This is a genomic window from Pantoea sp. CFCC18177 (assembly GCF_059412425.1).
In genome coordinates this window covers 20,064-37,364 of sequence record NZ_JBNBPL010000001.1, presented here as the reverse complement: position 1 = coordinate 37,364, position 17,301 = coordinate 20,064, and the positions used below count along the sequence as shown (strand labels likewise).

The 17,301-nt window shown below is 54.9% G+C and carries 16 protein-coding genes; 9 read left to right on the top strand and 7 right to left on the bottom strand.

Annotation, left to right across the window (positions count from 1 at the left end):
* Positions 1 to 20 precede the first annotated feature (20 nt).
* Positions 21 to 1,073: an AbrB family transcriptional regulator gene (locus tag ACPUC8_RS00175; protein ID WP_039329236.1), complete on the top strand. Its 1,053-nt coding sequence runs from the start codon at positions 21 to 23 to the stop codon at positions 1,071 to 1,073.
* On the opposite strand, the gene rarD is transcribed toward ACPUC8_RS00175, so the two are convergent.
* Positions 1,044 to 1,943 carry an EamA family transporter RarD gene (gene rarD / locus ACPUC8_RS00170; protein ID WP_494925398.1) on the bottom strand — a complete coding sequence of 300 codons (900 nt, stop codon included), beginning with the start codon at positions 1,941 to 1,943 and terminating at the stop codon, positions 1,044 to 1,046. The genes ACPUC8_RS00175 and rarD overlap by 30 nt on opposite strands.
* Before the next feature lie 21 nt (positions 1,944 to 1,964).
* Positions 1,965 to 2,435: a thioesterase family protein gene (locus ACPUC8_RS00165; RefSeq protein WP_039329240.1), complete on the bottom strand. Its 471-nt coding sequence runs from the start codon at positions 2,433 to 2,435 to the stop codon at positions 1,965 to 1,967.
* 166 nt (positions 2,436 to 2,601) lie between these two features.
* Between ACPUC8_RS00165 and pldA the strand changes: the two genes are divergently transcribed.
* From pldA to rhtC, 3 genes are read left to right on the top strand one after another with little or no spacing between them, the layout of a single operon-like run.
* Complete coding sequence (gene pldA / locus ACPUC8_RS00160) at positions 2,602 to 3,480, top strand: phospholipase A (RefSeq protein WP_039329242.1); 879 nt, start codon at positions 2,602 to 2,604, stop codon at positions 3,478 to 3,480.
* A 20-nt stretch (positions 3,481 to 3,500) separates the two neighbouring features.
* Positions 3,501 to 5,324, top strand: a complete 1,824-nt coding sequence (gene recQ, locus ACPUC8_RS00155) for an ATP-dependent DNA helicase RecQ (RefSeq protein ID WP_039329244.1) — start codon at positions 3,501 to 3,503, stop codon at positions 5,322 to 5,324.
* A 12-nt stretch (positions 5,325 to 5,336) separates the two neighbouring features.
* Positions 5,337 to 5,960: a threonine export protein RhtC gene (gene rhtC, locus ACPUC8_RS00150; RefSeq protein ID WP_039329245.1), complete on the top strand. Its 624-nt coding sequence runs from the start codon at positions 5,337 to 5,339 to the stop codon at positions 5,958 to 5,960.
* Positions 5,961 to 6,108: 148 nt separating this feature from the next.
* Here rhtC and rhtB read toward each other — a convergent pair whose 3' ends face one another.
* Positions 6,109 to 6,732: a homoserine/homoserine lactone efflux protein gene (gene rhtB, locus ACPUC8_RS00145; RefSeq protein WP_039329247.1), complete on the bottom strand. Its 624-nt coding sequence runs from the start codon at positions 6,730 to 6,732 to the stop codon at positions 6,109 to 6,111.
* A 104-nt stretch (positions 6,733 to 6,836) separates the two neighbouring features.
* On the opposite strand from rhtB, the gene pldB reads away from it, so the two are divergent.
* Together pldB and yigL are read left to right on the top strand one after the other, a co-directional pair.
* Entirely contained in the window at positions 6,837 to 7,829 is a 993-nt protein-coding gene (pldB, locus tag ACPUC8_RS00140) for a lysophospholipase L2 (protein WP_039329249.1), read from the top strand.
* A 32-nt stretch (positions 7,830 to 7,861) separates the two neighbouring features.
* On the top strand, positions 7,862 to 8,662 hold the full coding sequence (gene yigL / locus ACPUC8_RS00135; protein ID WP_494925397.1) for a sugar/pyridoxal phosphate phosphatase YigL: 801 nt from the start codon (positions 7,862 to 7,864) through the stop codon (positions 8,660 to 8,662).
* Positions 8,663 to 8,691: 29 nt separating this feature from the next.
* On the opposite strand, the gene glpT is transcribed toward yigL, so the two are convergent.
* Positions 8,692 to 10,032: a glycerol-3-phosphate transporter gene (gene glpT, locus ACPUC8_RS00130; RefSeq protein ID WP_039329252.1), complete on the bottom strand. Its 1,341-nt coding sequence runs from the start codon at positions 10,030 to 10,032 to the stop codon at positions 8,692 to 8,694.
* 344 nt (positions 10,033 to 10,376) lie between these two features.
* Here glpT and ACPUC8_RS00125 point away from each other — a divergent pair, with 344 nt between their 5' ends.
* On the top strand, positions 10,377 to 11,237 hold the full coding sequence (locus ACPUC8_RS00125) for a carboxylate/amino acid/amine transporter (protein ID WP_039329253.1): 861 nt from the start codon (positions 10,377 to 10,379) through the stop codon (positions 11,235 to 11,237).
* 70 nt (positions 11,238 to 11,307) lie between these two features.
* Here the strand turns inward: ACPUC8_RS00125 and ACPUC8_RS00120 are convergent, their stop codons facing one another.
* Both ACPUC8_RS00120 and metR read right to left on the bottom strand, forming a co-directional pair.
* Positions 11,308 to 11,790 (bottom strand): YehS family protein, encoded by a 483-nt coding sequence (locus ACPUC8_RS00120; RefSeq protein WP_494925396.1) that lies wholly within the window; start codon positions 11,788 to 11,790, stop codon positions 11,308 to 11,310.
* 92 nt (positions 11,791 to 11,882) lie between these two features.
* Positions 11,883 to 12,815 carry an HTH-type transcriptional regulator MetR gene (metR, locus tag ACPUC8_RS00115; RefSeq protein ID WP_039329256.1) on the bottom strand — a complete coding sequence of 311 codons (933 nt, stop codon included), beginning with the start codon at positions 12,813 to 12,815 and terminating at the stop codon, positions 11,883 to 11,885.
* Positions 12,816 to 13,020: 205 nt separating this feature from the next.
* Between metR and metE the strand changes: the two genes are divergently transcribed.
* Positions 13,021 to 15,291, top strand: a complete 2,271-nt coding sequence (metE, locus tag ACPUC8_RS00110; protein WP_494925395.1) for a 5-methyltetrahydropteroyltriglutamate--homocysteine S-methyltransferase — start codon at positions 13,021 to 13,023, stop codon at positions 15,289 to 15,291.
* A 37-nt stretch (positions 15,292 to 15,328) separates the two neighbouring features.
* Here the strand turns inward: metE and ACPUC8_RS00105 are convergent, their stop codons facing one another.
* The gene (locus tag ACPUC8_RS00105) at positions 15,329 to 16,165 is read right to left on the bottom strand and encodes a dienelactone hydrolase family protein (RefSeq protein ID WP_494925394.1); all 837 of its coding nucleotides are present in this window, start codon (positions 16,163 to 16,165) and stop codon (positions 15,329 to 15,331) included.
* Positions 16,166 to 16,451: 286 nt separating this feature from the next.
* Between ACPUC8_RS00105 and udp the strand changes: the two genes are divergently transcribed.
* Complete coding sequence (gene udp / locus ACPUC8_RS00100) at positions 16,452 to 17,213, top strand: uridine phosphorylase (RefSeq protein ID WP_494925393.1); 762 nt, start codon at positions 16,452 to 16,454, stop codon at positions 17,211 to 17,213.
* The last annotated feature ends 88 nt before the right edge of the window (positions 17,214 to 17,301 follow it).

Below are 17,301 nucleotides of genomic sequence, written 5' to 3'. Positions count from 1 at the left end.
CACTTTCTGATTTCCACCTTATGGCGCGTCTCTCTTTGCGACAGCAGTGGACCATTCTGCTGATTGCTTCGTTAGTACTGGGGATTATCCTCCAGCTGTTTCACCTTCCCGCTGCACTGCTGTTAGGACCGATGATCGTCGGCACCATCATGGGCCTGTCAGGCGCCACTGTGCGCATCGACAAGCGTTTTTTCGTGCTGGCACAAGCCGTGCTGGGCTGCATGATTGGGCAAACGCTTTCCCCTGCGATTCTCTCGCCACTGTTGCAGGATTGGCCGGTGGTGCTGGCCGTGTTGGTGCTGACGCTGGCGGCCAGTGGCTTGTCAGGATTTTTGCTGGTGCGCTTTAGCAACTTGCCCGGACCGACGGGTGCGTGGGGATCTTCACCCGGCGGTGCTTCCGCGATGGTGGCGATGGCCGGTGATTTTGGTGCTGACGTTCGCCTGGTGGCCTTTATGCAGTATCTGCGCGTGCTGTTTGTGGCTACCGCGGCGGCCGTGGTGGCGCGCATTGGATTGGGGACCAGTGGCGGCGCGGTGGAGCTGGAGTGGTTTCCGGCATTACAAAGCAGTTTCCTGCTGACCATCGTAGTGATGTTAGCCGGTGCCTGGCTGGGACAGAAATTGCGCATTCCTTCCGGTGCACTGCTGTTGCCTGCGCTGATTGGCGCAACGTTGCACGGTACGGATGTCGCCACGTTGCAGGTGCCAGAATGGTTGCTGGCGCTGGCTTATGCACTGATTGGCTGGAGCGTAGGATTACGTTTTACCCGTCCGATTTTCCTGCTGGCACTGCGCACGCTGCCACAAATGCTGGTCTCGATTTTTGGTTTGATGCTGCTGTGCGGAGGATTAGCCTGGATGCTGACGCGCGTGCTGCATGTGGATCTGATGACCGCTTACCTGGCAACCAGCCCCGGCGGGCTGGATACCGTGGCAATTATTGCTGCTGGCAGCCGGGTCGATATCGCTTTTGTGATGGCGTTGCAGACGCTACGCCTGTTCACTATCTTGCTCACCGGCCCGGCGATAGCACGCTTTATTTCACGCTACGCGCACGCGAGTGCGAGCTGAGAACGCAACAGCATCAACAATAAAGATGGCGAGCGCCAGCCAGATGAAGCCGAAGGTAACCATTTTGTCCGGCGTCAGGCTCTCGCCATAGAACAGCACGGCCAGCAGGAACATCAATGTGGGGCCGAGATACTGGAAGAACCCCACGGTTGACAGACGCAGACGCGCACAAGCCGCAGCAAACAGCATCAACGGAATGGTGGTGATGATGCCCGCGGCAACCAGTTTCAGGTTAAGGCTCAGCGGATTGGCGCTCAGATGACTGGTGGCGCTGTCGGCAAAGCCAAACAGATAGATGGCAGCCAGCGGAAATAACCAGGCAGTTTCGATCAGCATGCCACTTTGCGCATCCACCTGAATCTTCTTTCTGATCAAACCATAGAGCGCAAAACTCAACGCCAGGCCGAGGCCGATAATCGGCAACGAACCAAATTGCCACAGCTGCACCAATACCCCAGTCGTGGCCAGTATCACAGCCAGCCACTGCAAACGCCGGAAGCGCTCGCGCAGGAACAGCATGCCAAATACCACGTTGATCAGCGGGTTGATAAAGTAGCCGAGGCTAGCTTCAAGCATATGCTGATTGTTCACCGCCCAGATAAACAGCAGCCAGTTGCCGCCGATGGTGACGGCGGTCAGTGCCAGTAGCAGCACTTTTTTCGGTTGGGCGAGAACCGTGCGTACCTGTTTCCAGCTGCGACTCAGCGTAATCAGAATCAGCATAAACAGCGCTGACCAAATCACACGATGCGTCATGATCTCCGTGGGCGGCACTTCCTTCACCAACTTGAAGTAAGCCGGTGCAATGCCCCAAATAAAGTAAGCGCCAAGCGCATAACCAATGCCCTGACGCGTGTGTTGCGATTCCATTATTTCATCCAAAAAAGCAGGTTAACCAATCAAATAGGTAGCGGTAGCGGTGGCGATGTAATCGCCCTGTTGGTTGTGCAACTCAACGCGCGCCACTGCGACCTTGTTGCCACCGCGCAGTAGGCTACTGGTGGCGATAAAGCGTTCGCCGCGTCCTGGACGCAAGTAATCGACGCGCATATCAATAGTGCCCATGCGTGACAGGCGCTGACGCAGTTCTTCCTCGCTAATACTCTCCTGACGCGACAGCGCATGGCTGACACACACCAACCCAGCGGCGACATCCAGCACCGAGGCAATGACGCCGCCGTGCAAAATCTGCTGCGCAGCATTGCCCACCAACATGGTTTTGTTGGCAAAGCCCAACTCGGCGTAATCCGCCTCCAGTCGATCCAGCTCGAGGCCCAGGGCTTGATTAAAGGGCATGTGATAAACAAAGATTTCGCCAATCAGGCGGCGAGCTTCCTGCTGTGTCAGCAACGGGGATGACATAGTTCCTGCCTTAAGATGTTAAAGAATTGTGTATATTATGCCGCGTTCGCGCTGCTTTCCAGTTTCAGAAATCGGCACTGATCAACCACTGGCTTTGCGTGTAGAATGGCCTGCTTTTTGAACCGTCGCCCTGACGATTACGACACGCAGTTCTCTGGAGAATTTTATGCGTAAGCATTACGCCTTGCTGGCCGCGGCATTGACGCTTCCTGTGCTGGCTCAAGCTGATGAAGCCACGATAAAAGAGGTGCATGACGCCCCGGCAGTAAAGGGCAGTATTATCGCTAACCTGCTGGAAAAACACGATAACCCGTTCGTGCTGTATCCTTATGAGAATAACTACCTGCTTTACACCTATACCAGTGACATGAATAAAGAGGCCATCTCCTCTTATAACTGGGCAGATAAAGCAAAAAATGACGAAGTGAAATTCCAGCTAAGCCTGGCGTTTCCGCTGTGGCGTGGCATCCTGGGCGACAATTCAGTGTTGGCCGCCTCTTATACCCAGCGTTCCTGGTGGCAGCTTTCCAACCGTGGCGCATCGTCACCGTTCCGTGAAACTAACTACGAGCCGCAGATTTTCCTCGGTTGGGCAACGGATTACACCTTTGCGGGCTGGACACTGCGCGACATCGAAACCGGTCTGAATCACGAGTCGAACGGACGTAGCGATCCGACTTCACGCAGCTGGAACCGCGTTTATGCGCGACTGATGGCGCAGAACGGTAACTTCCTTGCGGAAATCAAACCCTGGTATCGCATTCCAGAAAACGAAAATAACGATGATAACCCCGACATCACCAAGTACATGGGCTACTATCGCGCCAAGCTCGGTTATGAAGTGGGCGAGAGTATTTTCAGCGTGGAAGGTAACTACAACTGGAACAGCGGTTACGGCGGGGCCACTTTCGCCTGGAGCTACCCCATCACCGAACACGTGCGCTTTTACACCCAGCTGTTCAGCGGGTATGGTGAATCGCTTATCGACTATAACCACCGTCAAACCCGCTTTGGCGTGGGCGTAACACTTAACGATCTGTTCTAACAAGTCAAAACAGGATTACCGTGGCAACATCGGCAGTGCTTAATCAGGAAATGCTGGCGCAGCAGGTTTTACAAGACACCTTCGGCTACCAGCAATTTCGTCCCGGTCAGCAAACCATCATTGAAACCGCGCTAGCAGGGCGCGATTGTCTGGTGGTGATGCCAACCGGCGGCGGCAAATCGCTGTGCTATCAAATCCCGGCGCTGGTGCGTGAAGGGCTGACGCTGGTGGTCTCGCCGCTGATTTCACTGATGAAAGATCAGGTTGATCAGTTGCTGGCCAACGGCGTGGCGGCGGCGTGCCTGAATTCCACCCAGACGCGCGAGCAACAGCAGCAGGTGTTTGCGGATTGCCGTACCGGCAAGCTGAAGCTGCTGTACATCGCCCCTGAACGTCTGATGATGGACAACTTCCTCGACAGCCTGCACCAGTGGAATCCGGTGATGCTGGCGGTGGATGAGGCGCACTGTATCTCACAATGGGGCCACGATTTCCGTCCGGAATATGGCTCGATTGGTCAGTTACGTCAGCGCTTCCCGGAACTGCCGGTGATGGCGCTAACCGCGACGGCCGATGAAACCACGCGTAATGACATCGCGCATCTGCTGCAGATGGACGATCCGCTGATTCAAATCAGCAGCTTTGACCGCCCCAATATCCGCTACACGCTGGTGGAAAAATTCAAACCCACCGATCAGCTGCTGCGCTACGTGCAGGAGCAACGGGGCAAAAGCGGCATTATTTACTGTAACAGCCGCGCGAAAGTGGAAGACACCGCCGCGCGTTTGCAAAGCCGTGGGCTGAGTGTGGGCGCGTATCACGCCGGTATCGACAGCGCGCAACGTGCGCACGTGCAGGAAGCCTTCCAGCGTGACGATCTGCAAATCGTGGTCGCCACCGTGGCGTTTGGTATGGGCATCAACAAACCCAACGTGCGCTTTGTGGTGCATTTCGACATTCCGCGCAATATCGAATCCTATTATCAGGAGACCGGGCGCGCCGGACGCGACGGGCTGCCCGCAGAAGCGATGATGCTGTACGATCCAGCGGATATGGCCTGGTTGCGTAAGTGTCTGGAAGAGAAAGCACCCGGTCCACTGCAGGATATTGAACGCCATAAGCTGAATGCCATGGGAGCATTTGCCGAAGCGCAGACCTGCCGTCGTTTAGTGCTGCTCAACTACTTTGGCGAAGGGCGTCAGCAGCAGTGCGGTAACTGCGATATCTGCCTTGATCCGCCGCGCCGTTATGATGGTCTGGTAGAAGCGCAAAAGGCGCTCTCCAGCATCTATCGTACCGGTCAGCGCTTTGGTATGGGCTATATTGTTGACGTGTTGCGTGGCTCGACCAATCACCGTGTCCGCGATAATGGGCACGACAAACTGCCGGTGTACGGCATTGGTCGTGAACAGAGCCAGGAGCACTGGGTTAGCGTGCTGCGTCAGCTTATCCATTTGGGTATGGTGACGCAAAATATTGCCATGCATTCGGCGCTGCAACTGACCGAAGCCGCGCGTCCTGTGCTGCGTGCGGAAGTGCCTTTGATGCTTGCCGTGCCGCGTATCGTTACTGTCAAAAGCCGCAGCAGTTCGCCCAAAGTTCACAGTGGAAATTACGATCGCACCCTGTTCGGCAAACTGCGCAAATTGCGTAAGGCGATTGCTGATGAAGAGAACATTCCGCCCTACGTGGTGTTTAACGATGCCACGCTGATTGAAATGGCGGAACAAATGCCGATTACCGCGTCAGAAATGCTGAGCGTGAACGGTGTCGGTCATCGCAAACTCGAACGGTTTGGTAAACCCTTCCTGGTGATGATCAAAGAACATGTCGATGAAGAGTAAAGGAAAGAAACCATGTTGATGTTATTTGCCACCGTCGCGCTGGTGCATCTTGTTGCGCTGATGAGCCCAGGACCGGACTTCTTCTTCGTCTCGCAAACTGCCGCAAGCCGTTCGCGTAAAGAGGCGATGATGGGCGTTTTCGGCATTACGCTGGGGATTGTTATCTGGGCGGGCGTGGCGCTGATGGGCCTGCATCTGATTCTCGAAAAAATGGCCTGGCTGCATGAAATCATCATGGTGGGTGGTGGTTTATATCTGCTGTGGATGGGCTGGCAGCTGCTGCGTTCGGCGCGTCAACGCCACAAGTCACCGCAGGTGGATGTACCGGTGGTTGAACTGCCTAAGAGCGGCATGAGCTTCCTGAAAGGGTTCCTGACTAATCTGTCTAACCCAAAAGCCATTATCTATTTCGGTAGCGTGTTCTCGCTGTTTGTGGGTAATGACGTGGGTGCGATGGAGCGCTGGGGTCTGTTCCTGCTGATTATCGGTGAGACGTTTGCCTGGTTTACGCTGGTAGCTGCCATCTTCGCGCTGCCGTGGATGCGTGATAAGTATCAGCGTATGGCGAAATGGGTCGATGGTATGGCGGGGGTGTTGTTTGCCGGATTCGGCATTCACCTCATTATCTCGCGATAAAGCCTGGTTTACTGGCCATTTCGGCACCGGGCAGTGCTCGCCCTCCTCACGTACTACGTGTACGCTCCGGGGGCTGTGCGCTGGCCGGCACCGAACTGGCTGCGCAACCAACGGCTTTAAAATTGATGCCGTTGGTTTGAAAAACCTCTTACGCGATTCTGCGCGCGCTGGCTAACAACGCACCGACCGCCATAAACAATCCGCCAAAGGTACGGTTCAGCAGCTTCATTTGCTGCGGGCCTTTAATCCAGCCTGCGATGCGCGTAGCCAGGGTGGCGTAACCAATCATCACGATAATATCGACCACGATGGTGGTGACGCCGAGCACCAGATACTGCGCCAGCTGCGGCTGATGTGGCTGAATAAACTGCGGGAACAGCGCGGCAAGAAACACGATGCTTTTCGGGTTGGTGAGGTTCACCAGAATGGCGCGCTTGAACAAACGACGACGTGGCATCGCTTTCGCCACCGCATTCAGGTCAATGCCACCGGCGGAACGCCACTGCTGAATACCCAGCCACACCAGATAAGCCGCACCTGCCCACTTCAGCACTTCAAACGCCATAATAGATTGCGAAAACAGCGCGCCCAGGCCGGCACCGACCAGCACGATATGAATCGCGAGGCCAAGCTGTAAACCGGTAATGGAAGCCGCAGCGCCACGATAGCCGTGACTGATGCCGGTGCTCATGGTGTTAATCGCGCCGGAACCGGGTGAAAGGCTGAGGATAGTTGTGGTCAGCAGATAGGTTAACCACCATTCAATGGTCATGTGTGACATTCCCTGAAGTTAGCGAAGTGTGACACAATACGCCAGAACATCGCGGCACGCTACGGAGCGCATGCGCGCGATGAGGCTTTTTTTCTGGGGGACGGATGCAGCAACATAAACAGAGTTGGCTCGGGCGTGAGCGTGGCTTTTCTGCGTTTGCCACTGGCCCGCTGCTCGACTTCTGGCGTCGTCGTGAAGAGTGCGAATTCACCGGCGTCGGCAATCTGACTATTCGCTATGTTCGTTTCACCTCACCGCAACATCGCCGTGTCATCTTAATTGTGCCGGGCCGCATCGAAAGCTATATCAAGTATCCGGAATTGGCTTACGATCTTTTCCACTGTGGTTATGACGTGGTGATCATTGATCATCGTGGTCAGGGTCGTTCCGATCGCTTACTGGCCGATTCACACCGCGGCCACGTGGTGGAGTTCAGCCACTATGTTGACGATCTGGAAACGCTCTATGAGAAAGAGATCGCTAACAGCAACTATCAACAGCGATATGTGTTGGCGCACTCGATGGGCGGCGCGATCTTAGCGCTGTTTCTGGCGCGTCAGCCTCAGGCATTCCACGCGGCGGTATTTTCAGCACCGATGTTTGGCATTGTGCTGCCGCTTCCCGATTGGATGGCGCATCCGATTTTGGACTGGGCGGAGAAACTGCCCGCGCTGCGCGAACGTTATGCGCTGGGAACGGGCCGCTGGCGTGCCAGTCCGTTTGGCATCAATCGCCTGACGCACAGTCGGGAGCGTTATCGTCGTAACCTGCGTTTCTATGCCGACGATCCCGCGCTGCGCGTGGGTGGCCCCACTTACCATTGGGTCCGTGAAGGTGTGCAGGCGGGGCGCAGCATCATTAGCCAGGTGGCGAAAATCACCACTCCCACGTTGGTGCTGCAGGCCAGTGAAGACGATGTGGTGGATAACCGCTCGCAAGGGGCTTTTTGCTCGGCGATGGCCGAGGCAGGCCATCCCTGCGAAGGCACCGTGCCGTATGTGATCCAAGGCGCGCGTCATGAGATTTTGTTTGAAACAGACGCCATGCGCGCTGAAGCGCTCAACCTGGTGGTCGATTTCTTCGAGCGCCAAGTTTAATTTTTTATCCGATATCAATACCAGAGGTTTACATGTACCACATCGTCGCATCCGACCTGGATGGCACGCTGCTTTCGCCGGAACATCGCCTGACGCCTTTCTCTCGTACCACATTGCAGGAGCTGGTGGCACGTGATGTGCATTTTGTCTTCGCCACCGGACGTCATTACATCGACGTGGGCCAGATGCGCGATAGCCTCGGCATCCCGGCCTATATGATCACCTCGAATGGTGCGCGCGTGCACAACGCTGACGGCGAATTGGTGTTCAGCCACAACCTTGATGGCGACATCGCCAGCGAGCTTTACGGCTTGCAGTACCATGATGAGCATATCCTTACGCACGTCTACCGTGACGACGAGTGGTTTATGAGCCGCCATCGCCCAGACGAGCAGGACTATTTTCGTGAGTCCGTATTTAACTATCAGGTTTACCAACCGGGTATGTTGCCAACGGATGGGATCAGTAAAGTCTTCTTCACCTGTGATGAACACGAACGCCTGGCTCCGCTGGAACTGGCGATCGAAGCGCGTTGGGGCGATCGCGTCAACGTCAGTTTCTCACTGCCAACCTGCCTGGAAGTGATGGCCGGTGGCGTATCGAAAGGTCACGCGCTGGAAGCCGTCGCCAAACAGCTCGGATATTCACTGAAAGAGTGCATCGCTTTTGGTGACGGTATGAATGATGTCGAAATGCTGAGCATGGCGGGTAAGGGCTGCATCATGCGTAATGCGCACCAGCGCCTGAAAGATACCTTGCCAGCATTGGAAGTGATTGGCAGTAATGCTGAGGATGCGGTTCCGCACACGTTGCGTAAGCTGTTCCTGGCTTAAAAAGTGGGCCGGTTAACCGGCCCATTTAATTATGCTATTTGTTTCTTGTGCTTATGCTCATTGATCATGGTGAGCAGCAGTAGCAGTACCGCCAGCACTGACCCCGCGATCATCACCATAAAGCCGCCATCCCAGCCGAAGTAATCCACGGTGTAACCGACAATCGCACTGGCCGCAACGGAACCGCCGAGGTAACCGAACAGGCCGGTAAAGCCCGCCGCCGTACCCGCGGCTTTCTTCGGTGCCAGCTCCAGCGCATGCAGACCAATCAGCATCACCGGACCATAAATCAGGAAACCGATAACGATCATGCACAGCATATCGATGCCTGGGTTGCCCGGTGGGTTAAGCCAGTAAACTACGGTGGCGATGGTGACCAGCGTCATAAAGAACACGCCGGTCGCGCCACGGTTGCCGCGGAAGACCTTGTCTGACATCCAGCCGCACAGCAAGGTGCCGGGAATGCCCGCATATTCATAGAAGAAGTATGCCCAGGAGGATTTATCCAGCGTGAAGTGTTTCACTTCTTTCAGGTAAGTGGGTGACCAGTCGAGAATGCCGTAACGCAGCAGATAGACGAAGACGTTAGCCAACGCGATGTACCACAGCAACTTATTCGGCAGGATGTACTGCATGAAAATCTGCTTTGCCGACAGCTCCTGCTCATGATTCTCGTTGTAATCTGGCGGGTAATCATTCTTATAGGCTTCAATCGGCGGCAGGCCACAAGACTGCGGTGTGTCGCGCATCAGGGCGAAGGCAATGATGGCGATGATGATCGCCCCGAACGCGGGCATGTAGAGTGCCGCTTTCCAGTCGTTAAACCATGCCATCCCCAGCAAGAACAGCAGCGGTGGAATGCCGCCACCCACGTTATGCGCACAGTTCCACACGGAGACAATCCCGCCGCGCTCCTTCTGCGACCACCAGTGCACCATCGTTCGTCCACAAGGCGGCCAGCCCATGCCCTGGAACCAACCACACAGGAACAGGAGAACAAACATCACCATGATGCTTGAGGTCGCCCAAGGCACAAATCCCATGATTAACATCACGGCCGCAGCGAGAATTAACCCAGCGGGTAAAAACACGCGCGGATTAGAGCGGTCGGAAACCGAGCCCATGATGAACTTGGAGAAGCCGTACGCGATGGAGATCCCGGACAGCGCAAAGCCTAGATCGCCGCGTGAGAAGCCCTGTTCCACCAGATAAGGCATCGCCAGCGCGAAGTTTTTACGCACCAGATAGTAGGCCGCGTATCCAAAGAAAATACCGATAAAGATTTGCCAGCGTAGCCGACGGTAGAGCGGATCAACACGATCATCAGCGACTTGCGGCTGATGCGGTGCCGGTTTGAAGATACTCAACATGAGTGTGGCCCTCCAGGGCGCGATATTGTTATGTGTTCCCAGCAGGTTGGGTCAAGCGCCGTGTGGCGTTAAAACAGCACCAAAAGGTTCCATTTCGCGCACAGGATAGTGATGGTTTCGTCACGTTACTGTGACGCGTGACACATTTGTTACAGTTTGATGACATTAAAGAGCGAAATAAACCAGGAAATGTTGGTATTCGCGCATGATGTCTGGCGAGACAGGCCACTTATTCTTGCCTTACATTGTTTGTCTGTATTTTGGTCTGTTGTAAACCAAATAATTCAAACCCATGACGACAGTTTGTTTACACTAGCGCCACTGTTCATTTTGGGATCAATACCGTGCTGTTACTGATCGTTACCACCATTTTGTGGGCTTTTTCCTTTAGTTTGATCGGGGAATACCTCGCCGGCCAGGTTGATTCCTGGTTCTCGGTGCTGATGCGCCTGGCACTTGCGGCCATCGTTTTCCTGCCTTTCCTGCGTTGGAAAGGCTATCGCGCCTCCACCATCCTGCTGTATATGCTGGTAGGGATGCTGCAGCTGGGCGTCATGTATCTGCTGAGTTTTGAGGCTTACACCTATCTCAGCGTGTCAGAGTTCCTGCTGTTCACGGTGATGACGCCGCTGTATGTGACGTTAATTTACGACTTGCTCAGCAAACGTCCGCTGCGAATTGGCTATGCATTCAGTGCGCTGCTGGCAGTCGGTGGGGCAGCCATCATCCGTTACGACAAAGTCAGCGACCATTTCTGGTTTGGCCTGCTGCTGGTTCAAGCCGCCAACATCTGCTTTGCCATTGGCATGGTCGGCTACAAGCGCCTGCAGGAAACCCGTCCGATGCCGCAGCACACCGCATTCTCATGGTTCTATCTTGGCGCGGTGATCATCGCCATCATTGCCTGGAGCCTGTGGGGTAATCCGAACAAACTACCTACCACCTCACTGCAGTGGGGCATTCTGGTGTGGCTGGGCGTGGCGGCATCGGGACTGGGATACTTCATGTGGAACTACGGTGCCACTCAGGTGGATGCGGGCACGCTGGGTATCATGAACAACATGCACGTACCGGCGGGCTTGCTGGTCAATCTGGCCATCTGGCAGGAAAAACCACACTGGCCAAGCTTTATTGCCGGAGCCATCGTGATTTTTGCTTCACTCTACGTTCATAAGCGTTGGGTGCTAGGAAAAAGCAGCGCTTAAGCCAGAGGGATGTGAGATTCCTTCATGATCGGAGCGGCCTATATCCGACCCTGCTCCGATCTCCAAGCGACTACGCCTTTTTCGCTGGCGCCGCAAGACGATGAATCATCGTCAGTCCCTTCAAAAAGTTACGCAGAATCTGGTCACCGCACTCGCGGTAATTCTTATGATCCGGATTGCGGAAAATCGCGCCCACTTCTGCCTGAGACACCTTGAAGTTCGCTTTCAGCAACACTTCCGTGATATCCGTTGTCTTCAAAGCAAAGGCAATACGCAACTTCTTGATAAAAATATTATTATTCATGCGGCGCTCTACCGACGGTGCAGGCGCATCTTCACTCTTGCCACGGCGATAGAAAATCAACCCGTTCAGAAAATAGCCCATCAGCACGTCAGGCAATTTACGAAACGCAGCATCATCATCCTTCTTCATCCACGCTTGCACATCTTCCAATGGCACTTCGCTGCCCGCTAAGGCAAAAATCTCCACCACTTTGCTATCGCTCAAATCAAGCATATAGCGCACGCTGCGCAGAACATCGTTACTCGTCATGGTGAAACTCTCTTGGTCGCGGATTGAGGCGGCGCATTATAGAGCAGGCAGGGCAGGGATAACAGCACGGGCGACACACGCCGCCCGCGGGATCATAAAGAAACGGACTGAAGTGAACCCGGACGCGCGGCATCGCGGACAAAGGGCAAATGGTCACAGGCGTGCTGACGGGCAAATCGTACAAACGCCTCTAACACCGGCTGACGCTGCTCGCCATCGCGAACCGCAGCATATAAGCGGCTCCACAAACCATCACCCAGCGTCTTGGTCACCACCAGGCCCTGCTTCTCAAAACTCTCCACCACCCAATGGGGTAACGCGGCAATGCCCATCTGGGCCGACACCATCTGAATCAACAACAGCGTATTATCCACATTCTTCAAGGCGGGGGTCACGCCAGCGGGTTGCAGAAAATGACGCCAGATATCCAAACGTTGACGCTGAACGGGATAAATCATCAACACTTCATCAGCCAAATCTTCCGGCGAAATATGTTCACGCTGCGCCAGCGGATGATCCGGTGCCAACACCAAACGCACCTCGAAATCAAACATTGGCGTATAGAACAACCCGCTGCGCGGCAGAATATCTGAGGTCAACACCACATCCAGCTCCCCCTGCTGCAACGCTGGCTGGGGATCAAAAGTCACGCCAGATTTAAAATCCATCACCACTTGCGGCCAGCTCTTACGGAAATTACTCAAGGCGGGTGTCAGCCACTGAATACAACTGTGGCACTCAATGGCAATGCGCAGCGTGGTTTGATGTGGCTCGTGGCAATCCTGCAATGCCTGCTGAATCTGCGGCAAAATCTGCTCGGCCAACTGCAGCAAAATCTCCCCCTGCGGCGTAAACCGCAACGGCTGGCTCTTGCGCACAAACAGGCGAAAGCCCAGCCGCTGTTCCAGGTCGCTGAACTGATGAGATAACGCCGATTGTGTCTGATGAAGCTGGGCGGCGGCGGCAGCTAAAGAGCCGGTATTCCGTAACGCCTGCAGCGTTCTCAGGTGTTTGAGTTCGATCATGAGAGTCCTTCACATCGAGATTGAACAGATTGCGCTTGAGGAACATACAGTACCCGCAGAAGATAGCGGTGTAAACATCTGGACGGCTAAACATCTCAAGCAAGCGATACGGCCACTCTCTTTTTGTCCAGTATAAGCCTTCAGCGGACCGCCATCATGCTTGCTGGATGAAGATAAAGGGTTCGCATCGTTTGGAGTACACCCAATGAGCATTCTGAACCACACACTCGGTTTCCCTCGCGTTGGTCTGCGTCGTGAACTCAAAAAAGCACTGGAAAGTTACTGGGCAGGCCTCAGCTCGCAACAAGCGCTACTGGCCGTAGGGAGTGAACTGCGGGCCCGACACTGGCAACAGCAAAAAGAGGCGGGCGTAGATTTATTGCCGGTCGGCGATTTCGCCTGGTACGATCACGTACTAAGTACTAGCCTGCTGCTCGGCAATGTGCCCGCACGCCACCAAAATCAAGACGGTTCTATCGATATCGACACCCTGTTCCGCATTAGTCGTGGTCGTGCGCCCAGCGGTGAGCCCGCGGCAGCGGCTGAAATGACCAAATGGTTCAACACCAACTATCACTACATGGTGCCCGAGTTCACCCAAGGTCAGCAGTTCAGGCTCAGCTGGACCCAACTGCTGGATGAAGTGGACGAAGCGCTGGCGCTGGGTCACAAGATTAAGCCTGTGTTGTTGGGGCCGGTCACTTATCTGTGGCTGGGCAAAGTCAAAGGTGAATCGTTTGATCGCCTGACACTGCTAAAAGAGATCCTGCCGGTTTACCAGCAAGTCCTGGCAGAGCTGAAAAAACGCCGTATCGAATGGGTGCAAATCGACGAACCTGCCCTGGCGCTGGAACTGCCGTCAGCGTGGCGTGATGCCTTCAAACCGGCCTACGCAGCGCTGCAAGGCAACGTCAAACTGCTGCTCACCACCTATTTCGACAGCATTGGTCAGAACCTTGATGTCATCAAAACCCTGCCCGTACAGGGCCTGCATGTTGACCTTGTGCAGGGTAAAGATGACATCCAACACATTCACCAACAGCTGCCCGCTGAATGGCTACTGTCCGTCGGCGTAATTAACGGTCGTAACGTCTGGCGTGCTGACCTGAGTCGCTGGTTTGAATGCCTGAAGCCGCTGGTGGGACTGCGCCAGCAGCTGTGGGTGGGTTCATCGTGCTCACTGCTACATAGCCCGATCGATTTGAGTGTGGAAACCCGGCTGGATGAGGAAGTGAAAAGCTGGTTTGCCTTTGCCCTGCAAAAGTGTGCTGAGCTGTCACTGCTGAGCAACGCGCTGAATAATGGAGATGCCGCTTCACTGGCGGCGTGGAGTGCACCGATTCGTGCCCGTGCTCACTCAACGCGTGTTCACAATGCCGCCGTCGAGGCGCGTCTGGCAAAAATTCAGGCTAAAGACGTGGAACGTCCGGGCCACTATCGTGAACGTGCCCAGGCACAGCGTCAGCGCTTCAACCTGCCAGCCTGGCCAACCACCACTATCGGCTCATTCCCGCAGACCACTGAAATCCGCGGCCTGCGTCTCGACTTCAAAAAAGGCAACATCGACAGCGGAAACTACCGCACGGGTATCGCCCAACACATCAAACAGGCAATTGCCGAACAAGAGCGGCTGGGGCTTGACGTGCTGGTACACGGTGAAGCGGAACGTAACGACATGGTTGAATACTTTGGCGAAAACCTTGATGGCTTCGTGTTCACGCAAAACGGCTGGGTACAAAGCTATGGATCGCGTTGCGTGAAACCACCGGTCATTATTGGCGACATCAGCCGTCCGCAAGCCATCACCGTTGAGTGGGCGCAGTATGCGCAGTCACTGACCGACAAACCGGTTAAAGGTATGCTCACCGGCCCCGTCACGATTCTGTGCTGGTCATTTCCGCGCGAGGACGTGACGCGTGAAACCATCGCCAAACAAATTGCGTTGGCGTTGCGTGATGAAGTGGAAGATTTGGAAACAGCCGGGATCGGCATCATCCAGATTGATGAACCGGCGCTGCGTGAAGGCCTGCCACTGCACCAGTCTGAATGGGCGGCCTATCTGAAATGGGCGGTTGATGCCTTCCGCCTCAACGCCGCGGTGGCGCAAAATGCGACCCAGATCCACACCCATATGTGTTACTGCGAGTTCAACGACATCATGGATGCGATTGCCGCACTGGATGCCGATGTCATCACCATCGAAACTTCGCGTTCTGATATGGATCTGCTGGAGGCGTTTAAAGCGTTTGAATACCCGAACGAAATCGGCCCCGGCGTCTATGACATCCACTCTCCTAACGTGCCAAGTGTGGCCTGGATGGAAGACCTGCTCCGCAAAGCGGCGCTGAGTATCCCTGAAGAGCGTTTGTGGGTGAATCCTGATTGCGGTTTGAAAACCCGTGGCTGGACGGAGACGCGTCAGGCTCTGGCGAACATGGTCAAAGCGGCGCAAAACCTGCGGGGTGAAAAGGTTTAACAGGGGCATTTGGGGGCGCGAGTGCGCCCCTGACTGATCAGGCGTTGGGTGCTACGCCATACTGCTTAAACCACGCTAACATGCGCGCCCAGCCATCGGCGGCAGAATCGGCGTGATAGCTTGGTCGATAATCCGCGTTGAAAGCGTGGCCCGCTTCTGGGTAAACCACGATCTCTGCTTTGGCATTGGCTGCGTGCAGCGCCTGACGCATCTTATCAATGCTCTCCAGCGGGATACTTTCATCCTTACCGCCATACAAACCCAGTACCGGTGCGGTGAGATCCACTGCGACATCAATCGGATGCTTCTGCTGCTTCAGGGTTTTTTCACCTTCCAGGCGTCCATACCAGGCGGCGGCGGCACGTACCTGCGGATTGTGCGCGGCAAACAGCCAACTAATTCGTCCACCCCAGCAGAAACCGGTAATCGCCATGCGACGTATATCGCCATCATGACGTGCCGCCCAGTTAGCCACATGATCAAGATCCGACAGCACCTGCGAATCAGGCACTTTGCTCACCAACTCTTTAAACAAGGTGGGGATATCGCTGTAGTCACTTGGGTCGCCTTCACGGAAATAGAGTTCCGGCGCCACGGCCAGATAACCTTCCAGTGCCAGTCGGCGGCACAGATCGCGAATATGCTCGTGCACACCGAAAATCTCCTGCACCACCAGGACGACCGGTAGCGTCCCCTCATACACTTTCGGGCGCGCGTAATAAGCCGGAAGATTTTCGCCCTGGCTCGGCACCGATGTCTCACCGCTGTGAATCGTGTCACTGGAGGTAGTAATCGTACTGCTTGCGATGGGCTGAACCGCAGGGGCGAAACCACTGGCGGCAGATTTTTGTGCCATATTGTCTTCGGTTTTCATTGTTCTCTCCGTGCTAGCAAATGCGCAATCACGTAACTATAGCCTGCTTCAGGAGCCAGGCTGATGTAGGGTTGATGTGTTCTTCTTCTCTATTAACACTGCCAACCGAACGAACACAGCACCGCTTGTAGCAATTCAGAATTGCCAACTGCTAATGTGTGATGCATATCACATTATTATTTTCTGATAATGTAACTTTCATAATTTATAGTGAAATTAGTCACATATTTATGCCACTCGCTGACGTAGAGTGGCGCGCATATCCTCTCTCTATCAGGAGTCTGTTATGGCCCAGTCTGACGTTTTTCACCTTGGTATCACTAAAGCCGATCTGAAAGGAGCCACATTGGCTATCGTTCCCGGCGATCCAGAGCGCGTGAAAAAAATCGCAGCGCTGATGGATAACCCACAGCACCTCGCCTCGCACCGTGAATTCACCACTTACCTGGCGGAAGTGGATGGCAAGCCTTTGGTGGTGTGCTCAACCGGCATTGGCGGTCCGTCCACCTCTATCGCGGTGGAAGAGTTAGCGCAGTTGGGTGTACGTACTTTCTTACGCGTCGGCACCACCGGTGCGATCCAGCCGAATATCAACGTCGGTGATGTGTTGGTCACCACCGCTTCGGTGCGTCTTGACGGGGCCAGCTTGCACTTCGCGCCGATGGAGTTCCCGGCGGTGGCAGATTTCACCTGTACCACCGCGCTGGTGGCTGCAGCAGAAGCCTGTGGCGCTAAAACGCACATCGGTATTACCGCTTCTTCCGACACCTTCTATCCGGGCCAGGAACGCTACGATACCTTCTCAGGACGTGTGGTGAATCGCTTCCAGGGCTCAATGCAAGAGTGGCAGCAAATGGGCGTGCTCAACTATGAGATGGAATCCGCTACACTGTTAACGATGTGCGCCAGTCAGGGGCTGAGAGCGGGCATGGTGGCGGGTGTCATCGTTAACCGTACGCAAAAAGAGATCCCGGATGCGGCGACCATGAAACAGACCGAAAGTGATGCGGTGAAGATTGTAGTTGAAGCAGCGCGTCGCTTAATTTAGTGCGCAAGGCAAGGGATGATTCGAGACCGGACTTATAGGGATCTCAGCAATTGCCTGATTAAAATGCGCACAATTTCAGCTGATTCTG